This window comes from Streptomyces sp. NBC_00102 (genome assembly GCF_026343115.1).
Lineage (GTDB): Bacteria > Actinomycetota > Actinomycetes > Streptomycetales > Streptomycetaceae > Streptomyces.
The window spans coordinates 1,554,791-1,579,291 of record NZ_JAPEMC010000001.1; the positions used below are offsets into that span (position 1 = coordinate 1,554,791).

Annotated in this window: 26 protein-coding genes and 1 tRNA gene; 13 read left to right on the top strand and 14 right to left on the bottom strand. The window is 71.9% G+C overall.

What is annotated here, in order from left to right; all coding sequences use genetic code 11:
* Positions 1-22: 22 nt before the first annotated feature.
* Complete coding sequence (locus tag OHA55_RS06890) at positions 23-2,155, bottom strand: bifunctional glycosyltransferase 87/phosphatase PAP2 family protein (RefSeq protein WP_266703783.1); 2,133 nt, start codon at positions 2,153-2,155, stop codon at positions 23-25.
* Between the two features lie 236 nt (positions 2,156-2,391).
* On the opposite strand from OHA55_RS06890, the gene OHA55_RS06895 reads away from it, so the two are divergent.
* Positions 2,392-2,871, top strand: coding sequence for a GNAT family N-acetyltransferase (locus tag OHA55_RS06895; RefSeq protein ID WP_266703785.1), 480 nt, complete (start codon positions 2,392-2,394; stop codon positions 2,869-2,871).
* Positions 2,872-3,034: 163 nt separating this feature from the next.
* On the opposite strand, the gene OHA55_RS06900 is transcribed toward OHA55_RS06895, so the two are convergent.
* Positions 3,035-3,769 (bottom strand): serine protease, encoded by a 735-nt coding sequence (locus tag OHA55_RS06900; protein WP_266703787.1) that lies wholly within the window; start codon positions 3,767-3,769, stop codon positions 3,035-3,037.
* 348 nt (positions 3,770-4,117) lie between these two features.
* Entirely contained in the window at positions 4,118-6,190 is a 2,073-nt protein-coding gene (locus OHA55_RS06905; protein WP_266703789.1) for an MDR family MFS transporter, read from the bottom strand.
* A 138-nt stretch (positions 6,191-6,328) separates the two neighbouring features.
* On the opposite strand from OHA55_RS06905, the gene OHA55_RS06910 reads away from it, so the two are divergent.
* The 6 genes from OHA55_RS06910 (at position 6,329) to OHA55_RS06935 (ending at position 13,003) form a co-directional block, all read left to right on the top strand.
* Positions 6,329-7,579: a peptidoglycan-binding protein gene (locus OHA55_RS06910; RefSeq protein ID WP_266703791.1), complete on the top strand. Its 1,251-nt coding sequence runs from the start codon at positions 6,329-6,331 to the stop codon at positions 7,577-7,579.
* 245 nt (positions 7,580-7,824) lie between these two features.
* Positions 7,825-8,490 (top strand): HAD-IA family hydrolase, encoded by a 666-nt coding sequence (locus OHA55_RS06915; protein WP_266703793.1) that lies wholly within the window; start codon positions 7,825-7,827, stop codon positions 8,488-8,490.
* A 322-nt stretch (positions 8,491-8,812) separates the two neighbouring features.
* Complete coding sequence (locus OHA55_RS06920; RefSeq protein ID WP_266703795.1) at positions 8,813-9,457, top strand: HNH endonuclease family protein; 645 nt, start codon at positions 8,813-8,815, stop codon at positions 9,455-9,457.
* A 195-nt stretch (positions 9,458-9,652) separates the two neighbouring features.
* Positions 9,653-11,476: an alkaline phosphatase D family protein gene (locus tag OHA55_RS06925; RefSeq protein ID WP_266703797.1), complete on the top strand. Its 1,824-nt coding sequence runs from the start codon at positions 9,653-9,655 to the stop codon at positions 11,474-11,476.
* Between the two features lie 107 nt (positions 11,477-11,583).
* Positions 11,584-12,084, top strand: a complete 501-nt coding sequence (locus OHA55_RS06930) for a DoxX family protein (RefSeq protein WP_266703798.1) — start codon at positions 11,584-11,586, stop codon at positions 12,082-12,084.
* 226 nt (positions 12,085-12,310) lie between these two features.
* Entirely contained in the window at positions 12,311-13,003 is a 693-nt protein-coding gene (locus OHA55_RS06935; RefSeq protein WP_266703799.1) for a DedA family protein, read from the top strand.
* Positions 13,004-13,072: 69 nt separating this feature from the next.
* Here OHA55_RS06935 and OHA55_RS06940 read toward each other — a convergent pair whose 3' ends face one another.
* The 6 genes from OHA55_RS06940 to OHA55_RS06965 form a co-directional block, all read right to left on the bottom strand.
* Entirely contained in the window at positions 13,073-13,309 is a 237-nt protein-coding gene (locus tag OHA55_RS06940; protein ID WP_266703801.1) for a DUF2277 domain-containing protein, read from the bottom strand.
* An 88-nt stretch (positions 13,310-13,397) separates the two neighbouring features.
* Positions 13,398-13,751 carry a hypothetical protein gene (locus OHA55_RS06945; protein ID WP_266710458.1) on the bottom strand — a complete coding sequence of 118 codons (354 nt, stop codon included), beginning with the start codon at positions 13,749-13,751 and terminating at the stop codon, positions 13,398-13,400.
* 263 nt (positions 13,752-14,014) lie between these two features.
* Positions 14,015-14,362, bottom strand: a complete 348-nt coding sequence (locus OHA55_RS06950) for a hypothetical protein (RefSeq protein WP_266703802.1) — start codon at positions 14,360-14,362, stop codon at positions 14,015-14,017.
* Between the two features lie 4 nt (positions 14,363-14,366).
* Positions 14,367-14,582: a hypothetical protein gene (locus OHA55_RS06955; protein WP_266703803.1), complete on the bottom strand. Its 216-nt coding sequence runs from the start codon at positions 14,580-14,582 to the stop codon at positions 14,367-14,369.
* 350 nt (positions 14,583-14,932) lie between these two features.
* Positions 14,933-15,112 carry a hypothetical protein gene (locus tag OHA55_RS06960; RefSeq protein WP_266703804.1) on the bottom strand — a complete coding sequence of 60 codons (180 nt, stop codon included), beginning with the start codon at positions 15,110-15,112 and terminating at the stop codon, positions 14,933-14,935.
* Positions 15,113-15,121: 9 nt separating this feature from the next.
* Positions 15,122-15,664 carry a flavoprotein gene (locus OHA55_RS06965; protein ID WP_266703808.1) on the bottom strand — a complete coding sequence of 181 codons (543 nt, stop codon included), beginning with the start codon at positions 15,662-15,664 and terminating at the stop codon, positions 15,122-15,124.
* Between the two features lie 132 nt (positions 15,665-15,796).
* Between OHA55_RS06965 and OHA55_RS06970 the strand changes: the two genes are divergently transcribed.
* Positions 15,797-16,981 (top strand): helix-turn-helix domain-containing protein, encoded by a 1,185-nt coding sequence (locus OHA55_RS06970; protein ID WP_266703810.1) that lies wholly within the window; start codon positions 15,797-15,799, stop codon positions 16,979-16,981.
* Between the two features lie 117 nt (positions 16,982-17,098).
* Positions 17,099-17,320: a hypothetical protein gene (locus OHA55_RS06975; protein WP_266703812.1), complete on the top strand. Its 222-nt coding sequence runs from the start codon at positions 17,099-17,101 to the stop codon at positions 17,318-17,320.
* A 146-nt stretch (positions 17,321-17,466) separates the two neighbouring features.
* Here the strand turns inward: OHA55_RS06975 and OHA55_RS06980 are convergent, their stop codons facing one another.
* From OHA55_RS06980 to OHA55_RS06995, 4 genes are all read right to left on the bottom strand, one after another.
* Positions 17,467-17,643 (bottom strand): hypothetical protein, encoded by a 177-nt coding sequence (locus tag OHA55_RS06980; RefSeq protein WP_266703814.1) that lies wholly within the window; start codon positions 17,641-17,643, stop codon positions 17,467-17,469.
* A 235-nt stretch (positions 17,644-17,878) separates the two neighbouring features.
* Entirely contained in the window at positions 17,879-18,217 is a 339-nt protein-coding gene (locus OHA55_RS06985) for a hypothetical protein (RefSeq protein WP_266703815.1), read from the bottom strand.
* Between the two features lie 675 nt (positions 18,218-18,892).
* Positions 18,893-19,207: a 4a-hydroxytetrahydrobiopterin dehydratase gene (locus OHA55_RS06990; protein ID WP_266703816.1), complete on the bottom strand. Its 315-nt coding sequence runs from the start codon at positions 19,205-19,207 to the stop codon at positions 18,893-18,895.
* 2 nt (positions 19,208-19,209) lie between these two features.
* Entirely contained in the window at positions 19,210-20,358 is a 1,149-nt protein-coding gene (locus OHA55_RS06995; RefSeq protein ID WP_266703818.1) for a Twin-arginine translocation pathway signal, read from the bottom strand.
* A 279-nt stretch (positions 20,359-20,637) separates the two neighbouring features.
* Here OHA55_RS06995 and OHA55_RS07000 point away from each other — a divergent pair, with 279 nt between their 5' ends.
* Complete coding sequence (locus OHA55_RS07000) at positions 20,638-20,811, top strand: hypothetical protein (RefSeq protein WP_266703820.1); 174 nt, start codon at positions 20,638-20,640, stop codon at positions 20,809-20,811.
* Positions 20,812-20,950: 139 nt separating this feature from the next.
* On the top strand, positions 20,951-21,166 hold the full coding sequence (locus OHA55_RS07005) for a hypothetical protein (protein WP_266703822.1): 216 nt from the start codon (positions 20,951-20,953) through the stop codon (positions 21,164-21,166).
* Positions 21,167-21,605: 439 nt separating this feature from the next.
* On the opposite strand, the gene OHA55_RS07010 is transcribed toward OHA55_RS07005, so the two are convergent.
* Positions 21,606-21,680: transfer RNA gene (locus OHA55_RS07010), tRNA-Val, on the bottom strand.
* A 284-nt stretch (positions 21,681-21,964) separates the two neighbouring features.
* On the opposite strand from OHA55_RS07010, the gene OHA55_RS07015 reads away from it, so the two are divergent.
* Together OHA55_RS07015 and OHA55_RS07020 are read left to right on the top strand one after the other, a co-directional pair.
* Positions 21,965-22,798: a DUF4097 family beta strand repeat-containing protein gene (locus OHA55_RS07015; protein ID WP_266703824.1), complete on the top strand. Its 834-nt coding sequence runs from the start codon at positions 21,965-21,967 to the stop codon at positions 22,796-22,798.
* 205 nt (positions 22,799-23,003) lie between these two features.
* The gene (locus tag OHA55_RS07020) at positions 23,004-24,332 is read left to right on the top strand and encodes a hypothetical protein (RefSeq protein ID WP_266710459.1); all 1,329 of its coding nucleotides are present in this window, start codon (positions 23,004-23,006) and stop codon (positions 24,330-24,332) included.
* Positions 24,333-24,501 lie beyond the last annotated feature (169 nt).

The window sequence follows — 24,501 nt, forward strand, 5'->3', positions numbered from 1 at the left end:
GGGCCTCGGGGCCGTACGAACCTCACTCGCGGGCAGCGCCCGTACTCGCCACCGTGTCTCCCGCGCGGCCCGTCAGTGGCCTGGGCACGCGGGGCCCGCCGGCCGCCGGTGGTCCCTCGGCGCTCCCCTGGGCGCTCCCCGCGACGGGTGCGCCGTCGCGCTCCGGCTTCAGCAGCCGGCGCGGGCCCGCCAGGGCGTAGGTCAGCAGGAAGCCGAGCGAGACGACGAACGCGCCGCCCGCCGCGTCGAGGATCCAGTGGTTGCCGGTGCCCACGATGGCGCAGATCGTGAAGAACGGGTGGAGCAGCCCCAGCGGCTTCATCCAGACCTTCGGAGCCAGGATCAGGATCATCAGCCCGCACCAGAGCGACCAGCCGAAGTGCAGCGACGGCATGGCCGCGTACTGGTTGGTGACCGAGGTCAGCGTGCCGTAGTCGGGCTTGGAGAAGTCCTGGACGCCGTGCACGGTGTCGATGAACCCGAGGCCCGGCATGAGCCGGGGCGGGGCCAGCGGGAAGAGCCAGAAACCGACCAGGGCGAGGAGGGTCGCGAAGCCGATCGTGGAGCGAGCCCACCGGTAGTCGGCGGGGCGGCGCACGTAGAGCACGCCGAGGATGGTCAGCGGGATGATGAAGTGGAACGTGGAGTAGTAGTAGTCGAAGAAGTCCCGCATCCAGCCGATGCCGGCCACCTTGTGGTTGAACCAGTGCTCGACGTCGATGTGCAGCCACTTCTCCAGCGAGTGGACCTGCCGGCCGTGCTCCTCGGCGGTGGCGCGGCCCGCCGTCGCCGCGAGCCGGACCTTGGCGTACGCCGAGTAGACGACCCGGATGAGCAGGAGTTCCAGCAGCAGGTTGGGGCGGGTCAGCACCCGGCGCCAGAACGGCAGCAGCGGTACCCGTCTCCAGCGCGCCGGCACCGGGCGCGCGTAGTCGGTGGGGACCGGCTTCAGCCAGTACGGCGAGGTGCGCGGCAGGAACGGCACGGCGCAGGCCGTGCCGAGCGCGACGAGCAGTACCACGTTGTCGCGCACGGGGTGGAGCGCCGCCATGTTGGGCAGCAGCATGGTGCCGGGCAGGGTGAGGACGAGCACCACCACGGCGGGCCAGACGAGGCGGTCCGAGGCCCGCTTGCCGACCCGGCCCACCACCGCGAGCAGCATCCAGAGCAGCTGGTGCTGCCAGGTGGCCGGGGCGACGACGACGGCGACACAGCCGGTCACCGAGACGGCGAGGAGCAGCTGCCCGTCGCGGGCGTACATGGCGGCGCGGCGCAGTCCGAGCACGGCGACGGCGGCGGCGAGCACCAGCAGGACGGTGATCTCCAGCGGGCCTTCGAGGCCGAGGCGGAGCAGTGCGCCGTGCAGTGACTGGTTGGCGAGGCCGTCGGGGCGCTCGCCGAGGCCGGCTCCGGCGAGGTGGTGGATCCAGTACGTCCGGGAGTCGTGCGGCAGCGCGGCCCAGGCGACCGCGGTGAGCGCGGCGAAGGTGGCACCGCCGGTCAGCGCGGCGCGCCGGCGTCCGGTGAGCCAGAGGAGGACGGCGAAGAGCAGGACGGGCGGCTGGAGTGCTGCCGCGATCCCGACCAGGACACCCTGCGCCCGGTGGTCGCGGACCGCCAGCAGGCCGACGAGGACCAGCAGCACCGGCAGGATGCTGGTCTGCCCGAGGTGCAGGGCGTTGCGCACCGGCAGCGACACCATGAGCAGGGCGATGGCGGCCGGGGCGGCGAAGAGCGCGGTGCGGCGGCCGGTCGGTGAGGGCAGCGCGCGCGCCGCGACGACGCCGAGCACGACGACGAGCAGCAGGGAGACGGTGGTCCAGGCGATCCCGAGGGCCTGCTCCGCCGCCGAGTCGAGCGGTTTCAGGACGAGCCCCGCGAACGGTGTGCCGGTGAACCGGTCCGTGGCGTAGAGCGAGCCCTTGACGCGCAGGACGCCGTTCTCCCCGGTCCAGGTCTCCAGGTCGGTCAGCCGTTCACCCGGCGGCTGCCCGAGCACCGCCACCATCTGTCGCACGGCCAGTGCCGCGACGATCACCCAGAGCACGATCCGGGCCGTCCGGGCCCTCGTCTCCGCGTCCGTCGCCACACTCCCGCGCACGCCGTGTTCCGCATTCGCCACGCTGCGCCGACCCTCCCACCGTTTCGCGCACATTCCCGTGGATACGGGTCGTGCCCCTGAAGCCTCGCATTGCCCTTGGAGGCAGACGCCATCAACCCCCACTTCGCCTGACCGTCACGCCGTTTTGCCCAAAAGATTGCCGTCTCCCGTCACATCCGCCCCTGATTGCCCAACGGCCCGAGGTGTCCCACCGTCACCGTCGGCCGCCCTCCCTTCGCCACCCGCGAAATTCACTTCCCCGCCTGCCCGCATGATGATCGGATCGGCCCATGACCTGGACCCTGGCCCCCGAACGATTCGACGCCCCGGACGCCGCACGGCTGCTGCGGGACTACTACGGCGAGGTCGCCGGACGCTACTGGAAGCGGCCGGCGACCGAGGCGGAGATCGACGAGGGGCTCACCGACGACGGCGTCGAGCGCCTCGCCCCGCCCTCCGGCCGGCTGGTGGTGGGCCGCTTCTCCGGAGAGGCCGCGAGCTGCGTCGGGGTCCGCCTCGACCCGGCGACGGCCACCGCCGAACTCACCCGCGTCTACGTACGCCCCGCCTTCCGGGGCACCGGGGGCGGCGGGCTGCTGATGGCTGCCGCCGAGGAGGTGGCCCGCGAGGCCGGGATGCGCGTGATCCGGCTCGACACCCGGAGCGACCTGGTGGAGGCCCGGGGCCTGTACGCGAAGCACGGCTTCCGCGAGGTCCCGGCGTTCAACGCGGGGCCGTACGCCGAGCACTGGTTCGCCAAGGAGCTGTGAGGTTCTCCCGAGCCCGCGGGGCGGGTTCGATTCACGTCACCTCTGCCTCTGGACCCTTGTGGCGCGGCACCTGTGGTCCATCGACCGCCCGCGCGGGTGTTCGGCGCACTCCACCCGAGCGGCCCGGAGCATACGGTGCGGAAGTCGCACGCGGCGGCGTGGCTCAACAACCGCGCGAACAGTGCTCGGACTTCTCGTAGAGACGTCGGGCGAAGGTGCCCAGGGCAGTTCCGTAACTGAAGGTCTCGTCGCTGCTGATGTTCACCGCGACAACACTGCCGGCCCCGGCCTCGTCGAGGTCGACGACGTAGGGGCCTCCGCTCGACCCGACGCCCATGACGCAGGGGATCCGCAGCAGGGCGCTGCCCCGGTATTCGCGCGTATTGCCACCTTCGCAGTGCAAGGCCCGGTTCGTGTACGGGTAACCGAAGAAGTGGGTACGGGTACCCGAATCTGCCGTGAACGAGATCCCCTGGGCTCCGGTCACCTCGGAAATGCTCTGTCCGTCGTCGCCCGAGTTCATCTCCAGAACGGCGACGTCCAGGCCCTCGTCCTGCCATTCCTCGGCCATCCGCACTCGGCGCACCGTGAAGCCGCCGTAGGGGCTCTTGCCATCGTGGTAGCCAGGCACGAAGTAGAGCTTCTGGTCCCAGGTCGCCGACCGCGAGGACTCTCCGGCATCCGATGTCCTGACACAGTGCGCGGCGGTTATCACCGTGTTCGTACCGACCACGGTCGCCGTGCAGGCCCCCGGTCCGCCCTCGTCGCTCTGGGCGTACAGGCGACCGACAGTGCGGGCGATGACGCCGCCGTCCGTCCATTCAGGCTGCACGTGGCCACCGATGGCGTCCTCCTGGGCCACGGCCGCGATGCCCGTGCCGGTCCAGTACGCCTCCACCCGACCGCGATCCTGTTTCGTGACCGCCGCGTCATGAACAACGATGTCCGGACCGGCCGTCGACACGTCTCCACCCCCTGTGACCGCAGCCGACCGTTCCCAGTGCGATCAGCACGGCCGCGACCGCCCCGGCCCAAGCGCGCCTGTTCCCCGTACGCCTGCACAGCAGGTCCATTGGTCTGTCCAAGCCAACCACGACAATCCCCCGCCCCCACCCCTGGTCCGCGCGACCCGGTGGCTGACGGATCTTGCACCACCTGCCCGTCACCCAGCAAGGGCTTCACCAGCCCATCCACCTCATCCACCGTCGCCCCGCGGGCCGGCGCCCGACCGGGGCACCGCCCCGGGTCAGAGACCCGGCCCGAGGTCCGGGTGGCGGGGTTCCGCCGCGTGGTCCCGGGGCGCCTCGGGCAGGTGGGGCTGCTCCTTCCTGGAGCCGCTGACCTCGGCGGTCAGCTCGGAGACCAGGGCGACCAGATCGGTCGGGCGGTCCGGTCCCCACCAGTCGCCCAGCATCTCGGCGAGGGAGTCCTCCCGGGCCCGCGAGAGCCGTACGACCGCTTCCGCGCCCGGCTCGGTGAGCACCAGCTGTACGCCGTCGCGGCGGGCGAGTCCGCGCTCCTCCAGCTGTCGGGACGCGTCGATGATGACCTTCAGCGGCAGTGGGGTGACGTCGGCGAGCCGGGCGGGTTCGACCGCGCCGTGCCGTTTGATGCGCAGCAGGAGCCAGCTGGCTGCGGGCAGCAGGTCGTACCCGGCGCGGGCGGTGATCTTCTCGTAGATCTCGCGGCGGCCCTCGCGGGTGGCGAGGACGGAGAGGGCGCGGGCGCATTCGTCGTAGGAGGAGCGTTCGACCGGGTTCGAGGCGAGGGTCTCGGTGGTGTCGGGTGCGGTGACGGAGCCGCGCAGCTTGTCCTCCTTGAGGAACCACGCGACCACGAAGGCGATCAGCACGACCGGGGCCGCGTAGAGGAAGACGTCGGTGATGGAGGTCGCGAACGCGTCGAGGACGGCGGGCCGGAGGTCGGCGGGGAGCTGCCCGATGGAACGGGGGTCGGCGGCCAGCGCTCCGGGGTCGACGCCCGGCGGCAGGGCCCGGCCGGTGAGCGCGTCCGCGAGCCGGTCGTTGAGCAGGCTGGTGAAGATGGTGCCGAAGATGGCGACCCCGAAGGACGCGCCGATGGACCGGAAGAACGTGGCGCCGGAGGTGGCGACGCCCAGGTCCTCGTAGGGGACGGCGTTCTGCACGACCAGCACCAGGACCTGCATCACCAGGCCGAGGCCCGCGCCGAAGACGAAGAAGTAGGCGCTCATCTCCCAGGTGGAGCTGTTCACGTCGAGCCGGTGCAGGAGCAGCAGTCCGATGGCGGTGATGGCGGTGCCGAGGAGCGGGAACACCTTCCAGCGGCCGGTACGGCTGACGATCTGCCCGGAGCCGGTGGAGGTGAGCAGCAGCCCCAGCACCATCGGCAGCATGTGCACGCCGGACATGGTCGGGGTGATGCCCTGGACGACCTGGAGGAAGGTCGGGAGGTAGGTCATCGCGCCGAACATGGCGAAGCCGATGACGAAGCTGATGAGGGCGACGAGGCTGAAGGTCCTGATCCGGAAGAGTTTCAGGGGCAGTACGGGTTCGGCGGCGCGCCGTTCCACTGCCACGAAGACGATCAGCAGCACCACGGCGAGGACGGCCAGCCCGATGATCTGCCCGGAGCCCCAGTCCCACGTCGTACCGCCCAGGGAGGCCACCAGGACGAGGCAGGTCGCGACGGCGGCGATGAGGAAGGTGCCGAGGTAGTCGATGGTGTGCCGGGTCCGCTTGACCGGGATGTGGAGCACGGCGGCGATGACGGCCAGCGCGACGACGCCGATCGGAAGGTTGATGTAGAACACCCAGCGCCAGGAGAGGTGTTGGGTGAAGAGGCCGCCCAACAGTGGGCCGAGCACACTGGTGACGCCGAAGACGGCCCCGAACAGGCCCTGGTACTTGCCGCGTTCCCGGGGTGGCACGATGTCGCCGACGATCGCCATCGAGAGCACCATCAGGCCTCCGCCGCCGAGTCCCTGGAGGGCGCGGAAGCCGATCAGTTCCGGCATGTTCTGCGCGAGGCCGCAGAGGGCGGATCCGATCAGGAAGATGACGATGGCGGTCTGGAAGAGTTTTTTGCGTCCGTACTGGTCGCCGAGTTTGCCCCAGAGCGGGGTGGCCGCCGTCGCCGCCAGCATGTAGGCGGTGACCACCCACGACAGGTGCTCCAGTCCGCCGAGTTCGCTGACGATCGTGGGGAGCGCCGTGGAGACGATCGTCTGGTCGAGTGCGGCGAGGAGCATGCCGAGCAGCAGCGCCCCGATGGCCACCAGGATCGTCCGCGTGGACCGCCCCTCCCCGGGCGCGAGCGGCTGACTCGACTGCTGGGCCATGGGCGTCTCCTCGGATCTCCAGGTACACACCATCCTTACCTCTATGTCCGCTTATGGCCTGCTGAGCGGTGGCACCGCGTCGAACGCGCGCTCGGCGACCTGCATAATCCAAGACAATTCAAGGGGAGGGGACCCACGATGACGGGACAGACGTGCCCGCACTGCGGCGGCCTGCGCGGCAGCGGACAGCCGACACCCGGGCCGGGCGCGACACCCGCTTGCGGATGCGCCGCCGCGGGCCACGGTCCGGCACCGGCCCCGGCGGGGGCCACCGCCGGACCGGGCGCCGGAAGCACCACGGGAAGTGGCTCCGGTAAGGCCGCCGGCAAGGCTGCGGAGATAGCGGCGGCCGAGGACTTCGACCCGCTGCGGATCAGGCCGTACGTGACGCTGCCCAACGCCGACGGGTCCGCGCGGAGCGCGGAGGCGGAGGCCGCCGGGACGGCCGGGACGGTGGCCGTCGCCACGGTGGCCGCGGGGGGCGGCGCGTCAGCCGCTGCCGACGGCGGTACGGGCGACGCCGGGGCTGCGGGCGCCGGGGCTGCGGACGGTCCCGTCGCCGCCGACGAGACGATGCGGCTGCCGGCCGTGGCACCGGCGGAGCGGGGGCCGGTCCGGCACGCCGGGCCGATGCCTCCGGCCGCACCCGCGTCCGGGGCCGTGTCCGCGCCGGCCTCCGGGTCCGGGCCGACGGGTGGCGGTGGCAGCGGCAGCGGTGGCAGCGGTGGCCGGGCGGACAGGCCCGACCCCGTCCAGCCCCGCCGCAAGCGCCCGTTCGTCGCGCTGGGGGTGGCGGCGGCCGTCGTCGCCATGCTCGGGACCGCCTCCGTCCTCGGCGGCGTCTTCGACGGGGACGAGGCCGCGAGTCGGGAGAGCCTGCCCGATACCGCGACGAGCGCTCCCGACGTGGCCGCGGGAGCGACGGACGGCACGGCAAGCCCGTCCGCCTCCGCCTCCGCGTCCGCCCCGGCCACGGCCTCGCCCTCCGCGACGACGGCTTCGGCCTCCCCGTCCGCCTCGGCTTCGGCCTCCTCCTCGGCCGCCGCGAGCGCGGCTCCGACGGCCTCCGCCGGTATGCAGTCGCCCACGCCGAGCAATCCGACCTCCGCTCCGCCGGTCGACCCTTCGCCCTCGGCCACGACCGCACCACTCGCCGGCACCACCCTGCAGCGCGGCGACTCCGGACCGGAGGTCGGCGAGCTCCAGACCCGGCTCCGGGAGGCACGGGTCTTCTACGGCCCGATCGACTCCAACTACACGGACCGGGTCCAGATGGCCGTGTCGACGTACCAGGTGGTTCACGGCATCCAGGGCGACCCCTCGGGGGTGTACGGCCCCAACACCCGCAGCGCGCTGGAGGCGGCGACGACCGGGAAGAGCAGGCACTGACCGCAGAGCGGGCACCGACCGGATCCCCGGGGTGTGCGGGCCGCCGCCGAGCCGCGTGGGCGGCGGCGACCCGCCCTCGGGGATTTGGCGTTCCGGGGCAGGTTTTTGTATCGTGGTGGAACAAAGTGGCTTCGCCCGCACTCCCTGACCGGCGGGCGGGGCTGCTCTTGTTCTTCGTGCGCCGCACGTCTTCGCGCCCGTGGCGCACGCGTCCCCTACGCACTTCCGTGCTCTGGAGCTCGCCCATGCAGGCCACCGTTCTCGCCGCCCGTGCCGTCCTCCTCGACATGGACGGAACCCTGGTCAACTCCGACGCCGTCGTGGAGCGCTGCTGGCGCCGCTGGGCCGTACGGCACGGGCTCGACCCGGAGGCCGCACTCAAGGTGGTCCACGGGCGGCAGGGTTACGCCACGATGGCGATCCTCCTCCCGGACCGCCCCATGGAGGAGAACTACGCGGACAACCGCGTGATGCTGGCCGAGGAGACCGCCGACACCGACGGTGTCGTACCGGTCGGCGGCGCCCCGGCGTTCATGGCCTCCATCGCCGGACTCCCGCACGCCCTGGTGACCTCGGCGGACGCCGCCCTCGCCACGACCCGGATGGCGGCGGCCTCACTGCCGATGCCGGTGGTCCGCGTCACCGCCGAGAGCGTCGGCGCCAGCAAGCCGGACCCGGAGGGCTTCCTCAAGGGCGCGGCCGAGCTCGGGTTCGCCCCCGCCGACTGCGTCGTCTTCGAGGACTCCGAGGCAGGCATCGCCGCCGGCCGCGCGGCCGGCATGCGCGTCGTGGGGGTGGGCCCGCGCGCGGCGGCCCTCTCCCCGGACGCGCACGTCGACGACCTGACCCAGGTCCGCGTGGAGGCCCTGGCCGACGGCTCGCTGAAGCTGCACGTCCGCGAGGTCCACTGAACCCACCGGGGCACTCGCCCCACCGGTCGGCCCACCCACCCGATCCACCGAAGCCCGCCGGGGCGCCCATGGCCCCCGGCGGGCTTTTCCGGCACGCCAGGACGGCGTTCCCAGCCCCTCCGCACTCCTCCAGCGGGCCACCCGGCCACCCGCACGGGTTCCTGATGGAACGCCAGTTCCCTCGACCGACCTCTTGATGTGACGTGCTCATGTCGCCACGCTGTTACCTGGTGCCCACCCCACAGAAACCTGGCACCGCGACGATGACCGGGCTCCACCCCCAGCAGCCCGGTCAGCACACCCCCACGTCCGAGGAGTTCGCATGCCCAAGTTCTACGCGCGTCGCATAGCCGTCGTCGCCGCCTCCGCCGCGCTCGCCGCCACCACCGGGCTGCTCACCGCGCCGTCCGCCCAGGCCGCGATGCCGACCCCGGTCAGCGCCGCCACCGCCCGTACCTACCTGGGCCAGTTGACGGTCGCCGCGGCAGGCACGACCAGCGGTTACAGCCGCGACCTGTTCCCGCACTGGATCACCCAGTCCGGCGCCTGCGACACCCGCGAGACCGTACTGAAGCGCGACGGCAGTTCGGTCGTCACCAACACCAGTTGCTCGGCGACGAGCGGCAGTTGGTACTCTCAGTACGACGGCGCGACCTGGACCGCCGCCTCCGACCTCGACATCGACCACATGGTTCCGCTGGCCGAGGCCTGGCGTTCGGGTGCCAGCGGCTGGACGACCGCCCAGCGCCAGGCGTTCGCCAACGACCTGACGCGCCCCCAGCTGATCGCCGTGACGGACAACGTCAACCAGTCCAAGGGCGACAAGGACCCCGCCAACTGGCTCCCGTCCCGCGCCGCTTACGTCTGCACCTACGTGCGGGCGTGGGTGCAGGTGAAGTACTACTACGACCTCACCATCGACTCCGCGGAGAAGACCGCGCTGACGACGACCCTCAACGGCTGCTGATCGCCCGGGTGCGGACCGGCCCGCCCCGGCCGGCCCGCACCCGCCCCGTCCGGGCCCGTACCCGATCCCGCGACGCCCGGCCGAGCCCGTTCCGGACGGCCGCGCCGTTCCGTACGGCCGAGCCCGTTCCGGTCGGCCGCCCCGTTCCGTACGGTACGGAGAAGATCCGTCCCCGACGGCGCGAGGAGGGCACAGATGGCCGGGCTCCGGCTGGGACCGCTGCTTCGGTACGTGGACCACTCGACCGGGACCACCGCGACGGTCTGGGTCGAAGCCGACCGGCCGTGCACCGTCGCGGTGCGCTGTGCGGACGGGGCCTCCGGCAGCTCGCCGACCTTCGCCGTGACCGGCCACCACTACGCTCTGGTGGTCGTGGAGGGGCTGACGCCGGGCACCACCACCCCCTACGAGGTACTGATCGGCGACCGGTGCGTGTGGCCGCCCGCCGGCTCCCCGTTCCCGCCCAGCACGATCACCGCCCCGGCGCCCGCCGCCGATGCCCCGGAGGACCCGCTGCGCATCGCCTTCGGCTCGTGCCGGTGGGCGGCCCCGCCCGGTGGCGGGCTCCCCTTCTCCCCGGGCTCCCCGCTGCGCCCGCCGGGGAACGACCCCATCGGCCCGGACGCGCTCGACGCCCTGGCCGCACGGCTCGCGGCCGATCCCACCGCCGTACGCCCGGACGTCCTGCTGCTCCTCGGCGACCAGATCTATGCCGACGAGACCTCCGAGGCCACCCGCCGGAGGATCGCCAAGCGGCGCGATCCGAAGGAGCCGCCGGGGGCCGAGGTCGCGGACTACGAGGAGTACACCCACCTCTACGACGAGTCCTGGCGCGACCCCGAGGTGCGCTGGCTGCTCTCCACCGTCCCCAGTTGCATGATCTTCGACGATCACGACGTCGTGGACGACTGGAACACCAGCGAGGCGTGGCAGGCGGACATGCGGGCCACCTCCTGGTGGCACGAGCGGATCGTCAGCGGCCTGATGTCGTACTGGGTCTACCAGCACCTCGGCAACCTCTCCCCCGCCGAGCTGGACGCCGACCCCCTGTACGCGCGGATACGTTCCGTCCCGGACGGCACTCAGGCGCTCCGCCTCTTCGCCGCCACCGCCGACGCGGACCCGGCAGGCGTGCGCTGGAGCTACCGCCGTGACTTCGGCCGGGTGCGGGTCCTCATGGTGGACAGCCGTGCGGCACGGGTCCTCGGCGAGCAGGACCGCGCGATGCTCGACCCCGGGGAGGCGCGGTGGGTCCGCGAGGCGGCTCTGGAGGCGCCGGGTTCGTACGACCACCTCCTGATCGGGACCTCCCTGCCCTGGCTGCTCCCGCCCCTGGTCCACGACGCGGAAGCGTGGGACGCCGCGCTCTGCCGAGGCGTACGGGGCGGGCCGGACGGCCGCTGGGCCCGCTTCGGCGAGAAGCTGCGCCGGGCGGCGGACCTGGAGCACTGGGCCGCGTTCCCCGCGTCGTTCCGGGAGCTGACGGAGCTGGTACGGGTGGCGGGCAGCGGTACGGGCGCGCCGGCCACCGTGTGCGTGCTCTCCGGCGACGTCCACCACGCGTACGTCGCCGAGCCCCGTTGGGCCGGGGAGGGACCGGAAGCGCGGGTGTTCCAGCTGACCTGCTCGCCCGTCCACAACTCGATTCCCGCCGTGATGAGGACGGGGTTCCGGTTCGGCTGGAGCCGTGCCGGGAAGTGGCTCGGCTCCCTGCTGGCCCGCCACGGCCGGTGCGCCGAACCGCCGGTGCGGTGGCGGCGCTCGGGCGGCCCCTGGTTCGGGAACCAGTTGATGACGCTCACCCTGAGCGGCCGGAGCGCACGGCTGGAGCTGGTCCGGGCGAGGAAGACGGCGAGAAGGACGAGGAACTCGGCAAAGGCAGGAGCAACCGGGGTGACGGGGGTGACCGGGGCCACGGCGGAGACGGGCGTAGCCGGGAGATCCGGGAAACTCGTGGCTTCTCCGGCTGGCGTCCGGCTCGAAACAATCATGGAACGCTCGCTGACCGAGGAATTGTAATCCCTTTCGATCATCACCGGAATCTTCCCTTCCGGGGCTCCGAGCCGGCCCTAGGTTGAGGCACTCGATCGGTTGCACGTCCCCCCACGACCGAAGGAGTCCCTCCCATGCCCTCGTTACCGTCCCCGCGCTCGGCACTCGAACAGGCCCAGCCCTGGGCGCTCTTCCTGTTCCGCACGGTCACCGGCTTCCTCTTCGCCTGCCACGGTGCCGCCTCCGTCTTCGGCATCCTCGGCAGCCCCTCCACGGCGGCCGGAACCTGGCCGGGCTGGTACGCGGCCGTCATCCAGCTCGTCGGCGGCGTCCTGGTCATCCTCGGCCTGGGCACCCGTACGGCTGCGTTGATCTCGTCCGGTTCCATGGCCTACGCCTACTTCTCGGTGCACCAGTCGCACGGACTTCTCCCCATGGAGAACGACGGCGAGGCGTCCGCCATCTTCTGCTGGGTGTTCCTGCTGCTGGCCTTCACCGGACCCGGTGCGGCGGCCGTGGACCGGCTGCTCCGGCGCGGGCCCGACCTGCCCGGTGACACCCGGGACCCGTCCGGCAGGTCCGGCAGGTCCGGGAGGTCCGGGAGGTCCGGGAGGTCCGCCACCGTGGGCGCCTGACCGGACCATCCGCCCGGATCCGCCGTGTCCCCCGGCGGTTCCGGGCTCCTGCGCACGGGCCCCAGGCGTCCCGCCCGAACCCTCCCCACACGTACGTGAGCTGTACAACACCGGCCGCCCTCGGCGGCTCGCGGGTGAACCGCAGGCGTACGCTGTACAGCTGGCCCTGCCGCTCCTGCCGCTCCCCTGCGACGTCGCGGCGTTGACACGAACCGGGGAGTAGGAAGTGTTTGAGAGTGTGGGTGCGCTGACAAGCAGCCCATGGGTCTACCTCGTGGTGGGCCTCTCGGTGCTCCTGGACGTGTTCCTCCCCGTCCTCCCCAGCGGTGTCCTGGTGATCACCGCGGCCACCGCCGCCGCCGCGGGTTCGACCACGGTGGCGGGCGCTCCCGGCGCAGCGACCCACGCGGTCCCGTCCCTGCTCTTCCTCGCGCTGAGCGCCGCCGCGGCCTCGGTCCTCGGCGACCTGGTCGCTTACCGCCTCGCCTGGCGGGGCGGCGAACGACTGGACCGGGCCATCGCCCGTTCCCGTCGCCTCACCTCGGCGCAGGAACGTCTCGGCGCGGCGCTCAACCGTGGTGGCGGCGCTCTCGTCGTGATCGCCCGGTTCGCACCGGCGGGCCGGTCCGTGGTCTCCCTGGGCGCGGGCGCGGCACACCGCAAGGTGAAGGAGTTCCTGCCCTGGTCCGCCGTGGCCGGTGTCGCCTGGGCGGGTTACAGCGTCGGACTCGGCTACTTCGGCGGCCAGTGGCTGGGCGCGACCTGGTTCGGCACCGCCATCTCCGTACTCGCGCTCTTCGTCGCGGGCGGCCTGGCCGCGTTCGTGATGCGCCGGCCGGCGGCCGCTGCCCAGCAGGCACTGGCCGAGGCGGCCGCCTCGGCGGCCCCGGCTCCGGCCGGCCTCACCCCGGCTCCCTGAGCCGGGCACTCACCGTCCGGTCCAGGAGCGGCATCACCGCCGGTCCGCCGAACACGGCCCGGTTTCCGGTCAGCCCTGCGCGGCCGTGTGGGCGTGGGCGCCCCGCACTTCCAAGCCGTCGAGAAGCCGGTGCGTGGCGGCCGTGATCTCTTCCACGGCCCGGTCGAACACCTCCTGGTTGTGCGCTGCGGGGGCACGGAAGCCGGACACCTTGCGTACGAACTGCAGGGCGGCGGCTCTCATGTCCTCTTCGGTGGCCTCCTCGGGGAGGGCCGGCGGGCGGAGCGTCTTGATACTGCGGCACATGACTCCAGTGTGACGCCGACCACTGACAGCGGCCCCGGTCCTCCCTCCCGCCGGCCCCGGTTACGAAGCGTTCGTGCGGATGAGGCCCTCAGATCACCGCTCCCTGGCGGTCCGTGCACAGGGCCCAGATGACCACCGCGTCGATGGCGATGGAGATGAGGGCGGTGATGGGCGCGTAGGGCAGCCAGAGGAAGTTCGCGATCAGGTTGACGGCGGCCAGCACCACACCGGCTCCGCGCGCCCAGCCGGCGCCCTTGAGGATGCCGAAGCCGACGATGAGCAGGATCACCCCGAGGATCAGGTGGATCCAGCCCCACGCGGTGAGGTCGAACTTGAAGACGTAGTGGTTGATGCGTGCGAAGACGTCGTCCGTGGCGATGCCCGAGATGCCCTTGAGGACGCCGAGCACCCCGTCCACGAGCAGCAGCACGCCCGCGAACATGGTGCCGGCGGCGGCCCAGTGTCCGCCCGGCTTCCGGTCTTCCCCACGACCGCCCGGCGCACCGCCGGGGACGCCGGTGCGCCCCGCTCCCCCTGTCCCGCCCGTTGTCTCCCGCGGGTCTCCGGGGTTGGATGCCGACTGTGTCATGAGCGCTCCTTGGTGCGAGGAGCACGGCGAGCGCGTGGACGCGCCGCCGTGCGAAGGAATCGACGGGTACGGAGGTCGGGCGGGACGGAAACCGGGGCGTCGGGTCCGGGGCCCGGTCAGGGCGGCGCCTCGACGGTGACGACGTGCCCCTGCGCGTCCACGGTGAGTACGGCCCGTTCGACTTTGTTGACCAGCGCCAGCACCAGCCAGACCGGCCCCCAGAGGAAGCAGGTGAACACGGTCAGAAAGGCGTGCGGCACATGGTTGACGGGCTGCCCACGTACGAGGACGGCCTGTGCGCCCGAACGGGACTCGACCCGCCAGCCGTCGGCGATCCGCTGCGTGACGGCCCAGTCGAGGATGAGGCTGCGCTGTGTGTCGTCGGGCGGGACTGCGTGCGGGGTGTAGAACCCGGGAGGCGGCTCGATCGACGTCCGCGCCCGCGGAGTGCGGTGGTGCTTCACGGGCTCACCTCCAGGTGTCGAGGTCTCCGCCTCGCCACTCGATCAAGTCGGGCTGATCGAGGTCGGCCCCTTCACCGTCCGGTACGAGTCCCGCCGTCCGGAGAAGCGCGGCAACCTCTCCCCGGCCGTGGGCCAGCCCCACGATCCGCCCGTGGACCGTCACTCTCCGCGCGCCGTTCGACGACGGCGGAAAGACGATCACGGGCGGGTGTACAGCCATGCGTCCACGGTGCCCCGCACTCGGCGAACGCGCATCCCGACGGCGAGCACGAACCAGACGGCGAGCACGGGGCAGGCGGCGAGCACGGGGCAGGCGGCGAGCACGGGGCAGACACGGCATACGGGCGACCGCGCCTCACCCCGAGCACGGGCGGAGGCCCCGGTGGCTCCGGCGGTTGCGGTGACTCTGGCGGTTCCGGCGCGGGGAAGGGCCGTGGGGAAGGGACCCGGAGGCGGTTGCGGTGACTCCGGCGGTTCCGGCGCGGGGAAGGGCCGCGGGGAAGGGACCCGGAGAAGGAAGCGGAGGGGTGGCGAGGGGTGGCAGGACCTGACGGGCGGGGGCGCCGCCGGTCAGGCCGCCTCAGCCATGTCGGCGTGCATCGCGGACGCCCATTCGACCAGCAGACGCTGATACGTCGCTTCGCCCTCCGGCGACAGCCGTCCGCCCGAACACTTCCACAGTGCGCGGATGTCCGCGTTCACCGCGTCGGGTGAGCGCACGGGAGCAGGCGCCGGAGGAAAAGTGGACATGCGTACAGATTACGGCGCCGAACTGACAACCGAGTCCACGGCGTCGAGCGCCAGAGTCCACGGAAAGGCCTCGGGTCTCCCCTCGCCCGGCCGGTTGGGCTCGAATCCACCGGGCCCGAACAGCACCTCCACACCTGCCTCACGGAGCGTCTCCAGAGACTTCCTGAACTGCGGATGCCGCACGTAGGCGGCGTTCGCGCAGGGCATGGCCACGATCGGTATGTCTTTGCCGGTGCCTTCGGCGACCACTCCGACGACGAAGGCCGAAGTGATGCCGAGGGCCCATTGGTTGAGCGTGTTGAAGGTGGCGGGCGCGACGAGAATCACATCCGGCGAGGGCCAGACGTCCGGATCTCCGGGCATCTTGTACTCGGATCGCACCGGCCGGCCGGTCGCCTCTTCCAACGCGGGCAGTTGGGGCGCCAGCCACCGAGCGGCGGTCGGGGTGAGGCCGAGGCAGACATCCCATCCGCGCGCCTGCGCATTTTTCACTACACGTAATACGTCGAACACCGGAGGGGCAGCAGAACAGAACACGTACAGAGTCGTCATGCAGCCCATACCACCCCGCGCTCGGCCCCGGATGCAACCGCCCCCGGAACGAGTGGTATCGAGGCTGATGACGCCCGCGCCCACAGCGAGCGCGGGTACCTTCCCGGTGACTCGTGTAGAAACGGAGAACGCATGCCCAGCCAGGTCGGCGAGCACACCGGCACCCGCATCAAAGAGCAGCGCAGGCTCGCCCGGTTGACGCAACGTCAACTGGCCGCGCGACTGCCCTACTCGTACAGCCTGCTCAACCAGGTCGAGTGCGGTGCCAAACCGGCGAACCTCGACTTCGTGGCGGCGGTGGCCCAGGTGCTGCGGATCGACGTGTCGGTACTGACGGGCCAGCCGTACGTCACCGAGCTCCAGCAGGACCGGCTGACCGAATTGATAAGGCCCATCCGTGAGGCGCTGGACCTGTACGACCTGGGCGCCGACGAATCGATCCCGGAACGTTCCCCCGGCCAACTGATCGAGGCCGCGCAGCACCTCTGCGTACTGGTCCGGGCCACACATCTGCGCAACGCGGCACGGATGCTGCCGTCGACCATCACCGAACTGACCACCGCCGCCTGGCGGTCGGGCTCGTCGGAGCTGTGGCAGGCGCTGGCGTCCACGTACCGTACGGCGCACGACGTCAGTGTGAAGCTCGGCTACTACGACCTGTCCGCGGTGGCGCTGGACCGGATGGACTGGGCCGCCCGGCGCGCCTCCGACCCGTGCCTGTCGGCGATCCGCCAGTACATGCGGGCGCTGGTGTACTTCCGGGAGGGCGAGTACCGGATCGGGCAGCGGCTGATCACCTCGGGGCACGAGATCGTGGCCTCCGCCGAGAAGGACCGGGAGTCTATCGCCGTACGGGGTCAACTCCACCTCGGCGCCTCGGTGATCGCCGCGCGCGCGGAGCAGCAGACCCTCGTGGACGACCACATCGCCGAGGCCACCCGCTGCGCGGCGCGTACGGGCGAGGCGACCCGCATCCACTGGCTCTCCTTCGGGCCGACCAATGTGGCGATGCACCGCATGTCGGCGGCGATCGAGATGCGGCAGTACGACGACGCGCTGGTCCAGGCGCACGGGATCAAGCTGCCGGCCGGCTTGGCCACTTCGCGGCGCGCGCACTTCCTCATCGACCGGGCCCGCTGCGAGATGGAGACCGGCCACACCGAGGCGGCCCTCGGCTCCCTCGCCGACGCCCGGCACGCCGCCCCGGAGCAGACCCGCTACCACCCGGGCGCCCGGGAGACGATCAAGGGCCTGGTGCATCTCTCGCGCCGTACCCCCGATTCGCTGGGCCACATGGCCACCTGGATCGGCCTCTGAGTACCGCAACCCCGTTCACTCACCGTGCGTGTGAGCGCGCTCACGGAATCGTGAGCGTTGTGGTCCCCACCACCCGGCATGCTGACGACACCTGATCCATGACGACACGGGGATGCCATGACTGTGAGGAACCTGCCGCCGGTATCCGAACTGACCGAACAACAGCAGCGGGGCTGGTCGTGCGTGTGGTGCGCGGCCCCTTTGTCGACGGGCACCGCCATCAACCTCGGCGAACAGCGCCACGAACCCGCCTTCGGTTCGCCGTACTGGTGGTTCCCCCGCGCCTGCCCCGACGCCCGCGCCTGCGCGAAGCGCGAGGGCATCAGCGACCGCCGCTGAGCGGCGCCCCGCCCCCGTGCCCGCCCCCCGTTCCCTCTTCCCCGTCCCTCCGGGGCGGGACACCCCTCACCCCCGCGGCCGCTCTCCTCGCGGGCCCCGGGTCGGGACGCTCCCCCTCGCCCCGGCCCCTCCCCCTTCGAGTGGCCCTAACCCTGCTTGCGCAGCCTCCGCAGCGCCGCCCTCGCCTCGGCCTGCTTGCGCCGCGCCACCCCGTACGGCGACCACGCCCCCTGGTGCAGATGACACCGCGAGGTCCCCGTCATCGCTTCCTTCGCACACCGGGTCCTGCGCTTCGTCAGGGCCCCGCATCTGGTCTGCGCCATCCGTTCCCACCCTTTCGCCGTGCCACGATTGCCGTCCCACCCGACTGGCTCCCCCGCGCCGCCCTCAACGGTGCCCGAGGCAACTGCCCTGGCGGCAGGCGCACATGCCACCGGCAGAGGCGCGCCCGCTCACTCCCGGTGCGCGGGGGGCGCAGTCGAGCGCGCGAACGGAATCCGGCGCACGCGCCCCTGGGCGTCGCGCTTCGGCACGGCGGCCGTGCCGCTCACCACCGGCTCACATGAACAGCCGCGCGGCCCGATCGAGCTCACCCAGGTACTGCCGCAGGTCGAAGCGGACCTCCTCGACGGCCTCCTCGTCCCACCCCGGGTACATCAACTCGTCCCACACGACGGCCCCTCCCCGGAGCCGCACCCGGAACCCGACCGCCCGATCCACCGCCGCCCCGGGCGCACAACCGGCATCCGGCAGGAACGCCACCTCGACCCTGCGGGCCGCATCCCCCGGAAGGAGCGGCCCTCCAGGACGGAGAAGCACGCCCGGACCCAGCCCCGCGGCACTGCTGTTGCTGCGCGCGATCACGTCGAGACCGTCGACGAAGAGGTACGTGTGCACCGCCGTGCACACCGGAGGCCCGGGGCACACTCCGACGAGCAAGGTACTGAGCCGCCGGCTGCGGGGCCGCCCGCCGGGCAGGGGGCTGCCCCGGAGCGCGCCCGGGGGCCTACGCGACATCGGCCTTTCGTAGCAACATGCTCTGATCCTAAGGCGGGTTGCGGGAGAACGCGGGCGCTCCCATCCGAAGGGCCGTGCCGGTTCAGGCCTCGTCCAGGGCGCCACGCATCCAGCTCAGCGAGTCCTGCTCGAGCAGCTCGTCGGCCAGGCGTTCGCCCGTCTCCGTGACGAGGAAGCAGCACCCGTTCAGAGGTCCGTAGCGCCCATGCGTTACCGGCGCGGTTCGCTGAGTACGCGCTCGTCGACAGCCCTGACATCCCACCGCAAGCTCTCGCACTCGGTCAGGACGAGCAACCAGCTCGTCCCCGGCGAACCCACGTGCCTCGGCGTCGATCAGCTAAAGGAAGGGGGGGCGTCAACGACAACAGCGTCAACGTGTCCATCCTGCGGACCTGCTCTCCATCTCGATACGCCAAGGGTCGACGAACTCGTCGAATTCGACGCGCCATTTCAGGTTCAGGCCGACGCTGCCGAGGCCCACCAGGCGGCGCACTCCAGCGTGATGAGGTAGTCGGCGAGTTCGATAGCCGCGCCCAGACCGCACGACGCGCCTGCTCAGAGGCCGCGTGGCTCCGCGCCATGGGCCGCCGCGATCTCGTCGATACGGGCAGCGAGGTCGAAGTCGGACTCGGTCAGCTTGTGGCCGGCGTCGTGCGTGGTGATCCCGAAGCGCACGTGGTCCCACCGCAGGTCGATGTCCGCGTGGTGGCCGATGAGCCGCTCAACATCGGCAACGTGCACGATCACCGCGACGCCGCCGTGGTAGCGGATGCCGAAGGCGCGGGTGATCTCGTCGCCGTCGCGTACCCATCCCGGATGCGCGGCCAAGCACACGGAGATCTGCTCCTCCGTCAGCGGTTCCTTGCCCACCGTCAGCTCCCCTCGATCACCGGTGCCAGGACCTCGGCAAGGTCGCGGCCGACCGGTGCATCCTGCCACGGGCTCATCGCCCGCTCCAGAGTGACCAGTTCCCGGCGCATCCTCGCCGAGCGGGTCTCGACCGCGATCGTCGCGACGGTGCGTGCGATCTCCACGGCCTGGTCCGGCTCCTGGGCGGTGGCCGCCGCGGTGGCCTGGCGTGCCATGTACACGCCGCGATCACGGCGTGCAGTCTCCGGCACCACGGTGAGGACTTGCGTCCACAAAGCCCCGGCTTCACGGCCAAGCCCGAGCCGCCCATAGCAGGTGGCCCGCTGGACTTCAAGGTAACCGGGTGTTCGGCGGCAGGCGTTGCCCCAGGGCAGGTCGTCGTCGACTCGGGGAAGCAGGCGATCGGCGTCGTCGAGCAGTTGGTCGACGGCCCGCCGTTCCCCGGTGAGGCTGGCGCCGTGCGCCTGCTGCTGCATCGCCATGATCCGTACCTTCGGCACCAGCCGGTCCGCGTCGTCGAGCGCGGCCTCGCACAGGTCGATAACGGCGTGCCCGTCGCCGAGGTCGGTGCGGACCTGGGCCTGGTTGACGAGGCTGTACCCGATGAGGTGCGGGTCGCGGGACCGCATCGCGATTTCCTGCGTCACTCCACGCCAGAAGCTGGCGCCGTCCATGTCGCCGGCATCCTGGTACAGCCAGCCGACGAGGGCTGCGTAGGCCGCACCCGCGCGCAGCAGACTGCGCCGCGTTTCACCCTTCGCCGAGCGCACCAGTTTGTCGATGAGCTGGTACTGGGCGGACACCGTTCCGATCAGGTCGTGAGGCCCGAGGAACATGTCCGCGCGGTAGTGCCCCTCCAGCTGCTGCTGGAAGTAGTCGACCAAGGCCGGATCGACGTGCTGTTGCGCGACCGGCCCGGCGACGAGCGCGGCGGCGGTGACGCCCACGAAGGCGCGTCGTCTCACGTCGACCTCTTCATGGTGTTCGGGCCGGATCCAGCCAGGCGGGGTAGCGAATCCAAGGTCTTCCGGCCATCGGCCGAACGCGTCGTGCAGGACGATCGCGGTCTCCTCGGCAGGCCACCCGGGGCGCTCGCCCTCCCAGCGGCGCCACGTCCGTGCGGACACGGTGAACTGCCGGTCGTCCAGCAACTGCTGCCCTCGGCCAGAAAGAGCAGCGGCAGCGGCTTCCAGCGTCCGCCACCCCACACGTAACCGGGCGGCGCGGAGTGCGTCGTTGCGGCCTGTCCGCCCAGTGTGAGGTGTCATCGTCCGCGCTTCCGGCCGTGGCCGCTTCGTGGCCGCCGATGGCCACGCCGTGGCCTATTCACTCCCTGACGTGCCCACACATCATCGGTGAGTAACAACAGGCCGTGCAGCGAAATGGCCGAGAGTCCCCAGATCCGGGGACCGCCACATCAGGGGTGAGCAATGAAGCAGAGAGAGTGCAGGTACTGCCCGAAGCCCGGGGCGGACGTCTGCGTGCGGACGCACGGCACGGGCTCCGGGTCCGGCACGGCGGTGTTCGCTCATGCCGAGTGCGCCGAGCAGCGCGGCGTGCAGGTCCTCTACCGCGTCCTGCCCGAGGCGGTGACCCCCCGATGACGGCCGTAGTGAAGCTCCCCCCGGGGGAGGCCGCGTACCGCCGGTGGCTGGCGCACACCGCAACGTGCGCCACCTGTCGGGTCAGCGCCGCCTGCCCCACCTCGGTGAGTCTCGGCCGTGCCTGGCGGAAGGCGCGCCGATGAGCTTTCCCCGCGTCTGCATCGACTGCGACCGTGTGATCATCGGCGCCGCCGACGTCGTGGCCAACGGGCACTCCGCCTCCGGCGCGCGCCCCGACATCTACGCGCACCCCGACGGTGACCCGGCGTGCGCCGCGCGAAGGGTGTTGCCGTCGCTGCTGCACCAGGCGCTCGACGACGCGCCGCCCACGCCCGCGCGCGGGGTGCGGCTCTGAAGCTTCCGCCCGGCCGCGGATTTCCTGGAAGGACGGCGGGCGGGCGCCGAAGAAACCGAACACGGGCTCCGGCCAGTAGCCCGACCACAAGGGACTACGTCATGAAGTAGTGGATCGACCCGCGGTATGCGGAGCTTGTCGCCGCGAGGGAGGGGTGACGGAGCCGCCCGTGCGCGGATGCGTCGGGGCCCAGCCTGATTCCTGATGTGGGCGCGTTCCGGCCCGCCGACGAGCCGGGACGCACTCTTCGCTCCACTCCTCGTCGCGGACCAGCTCGGCGAGCGGGGTGCCGATGGTGTCGGCGATGAGGATCAGGCTGTCGAGACGGGCCCCGAGCGCCCCATCTCGATGCGGTTGATAGGGCCCGGCATTAATGAGAAAAGCCCCTCGCCCGATGAGGGGCGGGGGGCCTGAACAGGCTTTCACCTGCGGTTGTCCGTGGTGGGCGCGGACGGTTTCGAACCGCCGACATCTGCTTTGTAAGAGCAGCGCTCTACCCCTGAGCTACGCACCCGTGGATGAAGGAACAGCGTACATGGCGTCGGGCCCGGGCTCACACTCCGATTCCCCGCAGCCGCAGGTCCACGGCACGGGGCATCGTGAGAAGGCCGTGCCGAGGCCCGCGACGAGGCTCGAACACCGTGCCGAACAGGGGCCGGACACGGGGGCTACCCCCACCCCGGAGCCGGTGGGCGGCCTCATCGTGGGTGAGGGCGGGGATGCATAACGTGAAGGTGGCCGGGGGAACTGCTCCGGCGAGCTCGCCACCGCACCGCGCACTACTGGGGGACCGATCCCGTGGACCACACCACCGGCATGCCGAACGCCCGCCCGAGCACCGGCCGCCGACGCACCGCCCGCCCGCGCCTCGCTCGCAGGGGCACCGCGCTCCTCGCCTCCGCCGGGGCGCTCCTCGTCGCGGTGGCGGTCAGCGGGTGCGGGAGTACGGACGTGGAGGGGGCGCCCGTCGAACACAAGTCGTTCGCGCTCCGGGGGAAGACGCTGACGATCGACTCGTCGAACACCTCGCTGGAGCTCGTGCCGGCCGACGTCGACAAGGTGGAGGTGGAACGGCAGACGGACGGGTGGGTGGTCTTCGGGTCGGGGCCCGATCCGGTCTGGAAGATGGAGGACGGCACCCTCACGCTGAAAGTGAAGTGCACGGGCGTGGTCGACAACTGCTCCGGCCGGCATCGGGTGAAGGTGCCGCGCGGGGTGGCCGTGAAGGCGTCGGGGGACAACGGCAAGGTGACCGCGTCCGGGTTCGACACCCGGCTGGAGCTGTCCTCCGACAACGGCGGGCTGGTCGTGCGGGACGCCGGGGGCGAGCTGAAGTTGTCGAGCGACAACGGGGCGATCGACGCGAAGGGGCTCTCGGGTCCGTCCGTGGTGGTCGGGTCGGACAACGGGGCGATCCGGCTCGGGTTCGATACGGCGCCGGATCTGCTGGACGTCGACACGGACAACGGCAGCACCCACGTCGAGCTGCCCGGCGGTGACACCGCGTACGCCGTGGACGCGAAGGCGAGCAACGGGCACGTCTCCGTCGACGTACCGCGCAGCGACGCCAGCCCGCACGCGGTGAAGGTCCGCAGCGACAACGGTGAAGTGAGCCTCACGACCGCGAACTAACCGGCCCGGGTATTCGTCATGACTGGTGGGAGAATGGACCAGGCACAGGCGGACGGCACGGGAGAGGCATGTGACGGCGACAGACGCGCAGCCGCAAGCGGGAGCGGAAACCCGTGAGGACCCGGCCGTCGCCGTCCCGACTGCGGCGAACCCGGAATCAGCGGTCCGGCCCGCATCCCGCCCGTCGCGCCGGACGCCGTCGGCCCTGCGGGACGTCGTGTCGCTGGTCCTGCTGCCGCTCCCGTTGCTCGCCGCCGCGCTGCCCGCCGCCTTCGCCGGGGGCGGTACCCGCCGCTGGTTCGGCGGACGGGACGGAAGCAGCCGGCGGGCGGACGCGCAGGCCGCGAAGGACGCCGCCGCGGAGGCCTTCTACGAGCTGGACAGTGCCCAGCGCGATCTTGAGATCTCGATCGAGACCATCACGGCCGTCGACAGTTCTCCGCGCGCCCGGCAGGCCGTCGAGGAGTTCGCCGCGCTCGGGCGCCGTATCGACGAGGTCAGCCACGCCTACATCACCGCGGTCGACGCGCACGACCTGGACCGGGACGGCCTGGAGCCGGCCGCCGCGACGCGGGCCACGACCGAGCTGACCCGGGCCAAGGACGATCTGGTACGGGTCAGGGGCGAGCTCGACCGGTACGCCCAGGGGCTCGGCCCTCTCCTCGGCAGCGCCGAGACGCAGCTCGCCCGGCTGGCCCCGGCCGTCGAGCGGGCCCGGCAGGGGCTGATCGGGGCCACCCGCGCGCTGGACGGGGTACGCGCCTCCGGCATGAAGGCGGACGATCTCGCGGCCCGGCTCGCCGCCCTCGCCCCCGAGCTGACCAAGCTCAACCAGGGCGCGGGGCGTCACGGGGTCGCCGAGACGCTGCAACGCGCCGATCAGGTGCTCCGCGAGGCGGAGGCCATACGTACCGAGGCCGAGCGGCTGCCGGAGCGGGCCGCGGAGATCGACCGCCGACTGGTGTCCCTGCGCACCCGGGCGCAGGCGCTGACCACCCGGGCGGGCGGGGTGGAGCCGGTCCTCAGCGAGTTGCGGCGGCGCTTCTCGGAGGAGTGCTGGCACGACCTCCAGCACGTTCCGGAGCAGGCGGCCGAGGACGTCCGCCGGGCCGAGGAGAAGCTCGCCGAGGCGGCCGAGGCCCGCAGGGACCAGCGCTGGGCCGACGCCACCTCCCGGCTGGGCACGGTCCGGGCGCTGCTCAACCACGCGGACGAGGCGGTGTCGGCGGCCGGGGAGCGGTTGCGGCTGCTGGACGCCGTGGCGAAGGACCCGAAGAACGAGATCCAGCGGACCCGGTTCGCCGTCCGCGACGCCCAGCGGCTGGCGATGGCCGGCCGCAACACGCCCGATCCGCGTCACGCCGGGCCGCTGGACAACGCCGTGGCCCGGCTGGACCGCGCCATCGCCGCCCTGGACGTCCGCCACCCCGACTACTGGCACTTCCTGACCGAGGCGGAGGCCGTCCGGCAGACGGCGGCCCAGGTCGTTTCGGCCATCCGTGAGGGACTCGGGACGGGCTCGACCGCCGTCTGAGAGTCCGGCGGTACGGCTCACCGGGCGCCGCGAGAAGCCGGCCCCCGGTTGTCCCGCCCCGCTCCCGGGCAGATGCTGGAGGTGATCCGTGCGCCGGTACGAACCTCCGCCAGGGAGAGGGACGGTTAAGAACCTCCGTGGAGGCCCGTGCGCCGGCGCGTACCTCCCG

Bases quoted from the DNA above. Each gene is read 5' to 3' on its own strand.
- OHA55_RS06890 (WP_266703783.1), bottom strand. From the start codon at position 2,155: ATGTGCGCGAAACGGTGGGAGGGTCGGCGCAGCGTGGCGAATGCGGAA.
- OHA55_RS06895 (WP_266703785.1), top strand. From the start codon at position 2,392: ATGACCTGGACCCTGGCCCCCGAACGATTCGACGCCCCGGACGCCGCA.
- OHA55_RS06905 (WP_266703789.1), bottom strand. From the start codon at position 6,190: ATGGCCCAGCAGTCGAGTCAGCCGCTCGCGCCCGGGGAGGGGCGGTCC.
- OHA55_RS06910 (WP_266703791.1), top strand. From the start codon at position 6,329: ATGACGGGACAGACGTGCCCGCACTGCGGCGGCCTGCGCGGCAGCGGA.
- OHA55_RS06915 (WP_266703793.1), top strand. From the start codon at position 7,825: ATGCAGGCCACCGTTCTCGCCGCCCGTGCCGTCCTCCTCGACATGGAC.
- OHA55_RS06920 (WP_266703795.1), top strand. From the start codon at position 8,813: ATGCCCAAGTTCTACGCGCGTCGCATAGCCGTCGTCGCCGCCTCCGCC.
- OHA55_RS06925 (WP_266703797.1), top strand. From the start codon at position 9,653: ATGGCCGGGCTCCGGCTGGGACCGCTGCTTCGGTACGTGGACCACTCG.
- OHA55_RS06930 (WP_266703798.1), top strand. From the start codon at position 11,584: ATGCCCTCGTTACCGTCCCCGCGCTCGGCACTCGAACAGGCCCAGCCC.
- OHA55_RS06940 (WP_266703801.1), bottom strand. From the start codon at position 13,309: ATGTGCCGCAGTATCAAGACGCTCCGCCCGCCGGCCCTCCCCGAGGAG.
- OHA55_RS06945 (WP_266710458.1), bottom strand. From the start codon at position 13,751: ATGTTCGCGGGCGTGCTGCTGCTCGTGGACGGGGTGCTCGGCGTCCTC.
- OHA55_RS06955 (WP_266703803.1), bottom strand. From the start codon at position 14,582: ATGGCTGTACACCCGCCCGTGATCGTCTTTCCGCCGTCGTCGAACGGC.
- OHA55_RS06960 (WP_266703804.1), bottom strand. From the start codon at position 15,112: ATGTCCACTTTTCCTCCGGCGCCTGCTCCCGTGCGCTCACCCGACGCG.
- OHA55_RS06965 (WP_266703808.1), bottom strand. From the start codon at position 15,664: ATGACGACTCTGTACGTGTTCTGTTCTGCTGCCCCTCCGGTGTTCGAC.
- OHA55_RS06970 (WP_266703810.1), top strand. From the start codon at position 15,797: ATGCCCAGCCAGGTCGGCGAGCACACCGGCACCCGCATCAAAGAGCAG.
- OHA55_RS06975 (WP_266703812.1), top strand. From the start codon at position 17,099: ATGACTGTGAGGAACCTGCCGCCGGTATCCGAACTGACCGAACAACAG.
- OHA55_RS06980 (WP_266703814.1), bottom strand. From the start codon at position 17,643: ATGGCGCAGACCAGATGCGGGGCCCTGACGAAGCGCAGGACCCGGTGT.
- OHA55_RS07000 (WP_266703820.1), top strand. From the start codon at position 20,638: ATGAAGCAGAGAGAGTGCAGGTACTGCCCGAAGCCCGGGGCGGACGTC.
- OHA55_RS07005 (WP_266703822.1), top strand. From the start codon at position 20,951: ATGAGCTTTCCCCGCGTCTGCATCGACTGCGACCGTGTGATCATCGGC.